Source organism: Roseateles sp. (genome assembly GCF_031397715.1).
Classification (GTDB): Bacteria; Pseudomonadota; Gammaproteobacteria; order Burkholderiales; family Burkholderiaceae_C; genus Paucibacter_A.
In genome coordinates this window covers 1-2516 of the sequence record NZ_JANNMI010000370.1, presented here as the reverse complement: position 1 = coordinate 2516, position 2516 = coordinate 1, and the positions used below count along the sequence as shown (strand labels likewise).

The following is a 2516-nucleotide window of genomic DNA, read 5'->3' as shown; positions in this document are numbered from 1 at the left end:
GACGTTCTTCCAGGAAAACTTCTCGATCAGTTCCTGGCGAGTGAAGAGTTCCTGGTCTCCGTGTGACCACCCAAGCCGACTCGGTAGCGATGAACTCCTTGCCGTAGCTCCAGTGGCGGTAATTGACCGGCATGCCGACCGAGGCATAGGCATCCATCATCTGCTCGGCGGTGATGATCTCTAGTTGGTTCGGGTAGGTGTCCAGACCGTAGCGCTCAGCGGTGGCGCGGATGACGTCGTGGTATTCGTCGATCAGGCCGAAGGTCCAGTCGCTGGGCGCGGGCAGGGGGCTGGCTGGGCGAGGCCCGGCTGGCTTCATCTCCTTGAGGGCTGGCTTGCTGCGGCGCCCGCCATAGTCATCGCTGCTGGGGGCGATCGCGCGGTGGCGGCGGTTTTCGATGTCGGTCATGTCAGCCCCTGGTTCATTTGGACGTGCTTTCCTTCTTGAACAGATCGCGGAAGACCGGATAGATTTGCGAAACCTCGGTGGCCTTGCGCATCGCAAAATGGCGCACCTCTTGGCTGAGCTTGCTGTATTCGTCCCAGAGGTTTTGCTGCTGTTCGGCCACTTGCACATAGGCGAAGTAGCGACACATCGGCAAGATCTTGTCCGCCAGCAGTTCGCGGCAACGGCCGCTGTCATGGTGCCAGTTGTCGCCGTCGCTGGCCTGGGCGCCGTAGATATTCCATTCACCACGTGGGTAGCGGGCTTGGATGATTTCTTCCATCAGGATCAGCGCGCTGGAGACCACCGTGCCGCCCGTCTCGGTGGCGTGGAAAAAATTCTGCTCGTCGACCTCCTGGGCCTGCGTGTGGTGGCGGATGAAGACGACGTCGATCTTCTCGTAATGCCGGGTCAAGAACAGATACAGCAGGATGAAAAAGCGCTTGGACAGATCCTTGCGGCCCTCGTCCATCGAGCCCGACACATCCATCAAGCAGAACATCACCGCGCGGCTGGTCGGCACCGGCACCCGCACCCGGTTGCGAAAGCGCAGGTCGATCGGGTCGAGAAAGGGGATGGCTTTGAGGCGTTGGCGCAGATGTTGGATGCGCGCCGCGGTCTCCGCCAGCATGCGTTGAACTTCGTGGTCAGCGGGGTCCTCGTGCTTGAGTAAGGCCAGGCGTTCTTCCAGCTCCAGCAATTCGCGCCGCTTGTCGGTGCCCAAGGCGATGCGCCGGCCTAAAGCGCCACGCATCGAGCGCACGATGTGCAGATTGGTCGGGTTGCCGTCGCCGGTGTAACCGGCGCGGTGAGTCTTCCATTCCGGCGTGTCGGCGAGCTGGGTGCGCTCCAGATTGGGCAGCGCCAAGTCTTCAAAAAAGACCTGCATGAACTCCTCGCGGCTGAGGTGGAAGACGAAGTCGTCGTCGCCCTCGCCGGAGTCGCTGGCCTGGCCGCCGCCTTGGCCGCCACCGCCGCCCTTGGGCTTGGCGACGCGGTCACCCTTGACATGCTCGGTATTGCCCGGCCGCACCACCTCGCGTACGCCGCCCTCTCCGTGGCCGAAGACCGGCTCGCTCAAGTCCTTCTTGGGAATGTGGACGTCTTCGCCTTTTTGAATGTCGCGTATGCCGCGCCCATCGATGGCACGCCGCACCGCCTCACGCACCTGCTCCTTGTGGCGCTGCAGAAAGCGTTCGCGGTTGCCGATCGACTTGTTCTTGCCCGACAGGCGACGGTCGATGATTTGTTGAAGTGCCATGGCGCTCACAAAGTAGTTGCATGTCCTCTTGCGGTGAGACCCTAACTACGAGCTTTTGCGAACCCTCAAATACCACTCACACAGCAGCCGCACTTGCTTGGCCGTGTAGCCCTTGTCGACCATGCGCTGGACGAAGTTCTCGTGCTTCTTGGCCTCGTCGGCGCTGGCCTTGGCGTTGAAGCTGATGACGGGCAGCAGCTCCTCGGTGTTGGAGAACATCTTCTTCTCGATCACCGTGCGCAGCTTTTCGTAACTGGTCCAGGAGGCGTTTTTGCCGCTGTTGTTGGCGCGCGCGCGCAGCACGAAGTTGACGATTTCGTTGCGGAAATCCTTCGGGTTGCTGATGCCGGCAGGCTTCTCGATCTTCTCCAGCTCGGCGTTCAAGGCCGAACGGTCGAACACCTCGCCGGTGTCGGTGTCGCGGTATTCCTGATCCTGAATCCAGTAGTCGGCATAGGTGACGTAGCGATCGAAGATGTTCTGCCCGTATTCGCTATAACTCTCCAGATAAGCGGTCTGTATCTCTTTGCCGATGAACTCGGCATAGCGCGGCGCCAGGTTCTCTTTGATGAAGCCGACGTACTTGGTTTCGGTCTCGGCCGGGAACTGCTCGCGCTCGATCTGCTGCTCCAGCACATACATCAGATGCACCGGGTTGGCTGCCACCTCGGCTGAATCGAAGTTGAAGACCTTGGACAGGATCTTGTAGGCGAAGCGGGTCGAGATGCCGCTCATGCCCTCGTCGACGCCCGCATAGTCGCGGTACTCCGCGTAGCTCTTCGCGCGCGGGTCGGTGTCCTTCAGGTTCTC

The 2516-nt window shown here is 60.9% G+C and carries 2 protein-coding genes and 1 pseudogene; all 3 read right to left on the bottom strand.

Translation table 11 applies throughout. The features are described from left to right. A partial coding sequence (locus RMO57_RS16125) for a SpoVR family protein (RefSeq protein WP_310388320.1) occupies window positions 1-319 on the bottom strand: 319 nt, incomplete at its 3' end. Window positions 320-422: 103 nt separating this feature from the next. Beyond that, complete coding sequence (locus RMO57_RS16120; protein WP_310388318.1) at window positions 423-1706, bottom strand: YeaH/YhbH family protein; 1284 nt, start codon at window positions 1704-1706, stop codon at window positions 423-425. Between the two features lie 45 nt (window positions 1707-1751). Then, window positions 1752-2516 (bottom strand): annotated as a pseudogene (locus tag RMO57_RS16115) (PrkA family serine protein kinase); the annotation flags it as partial.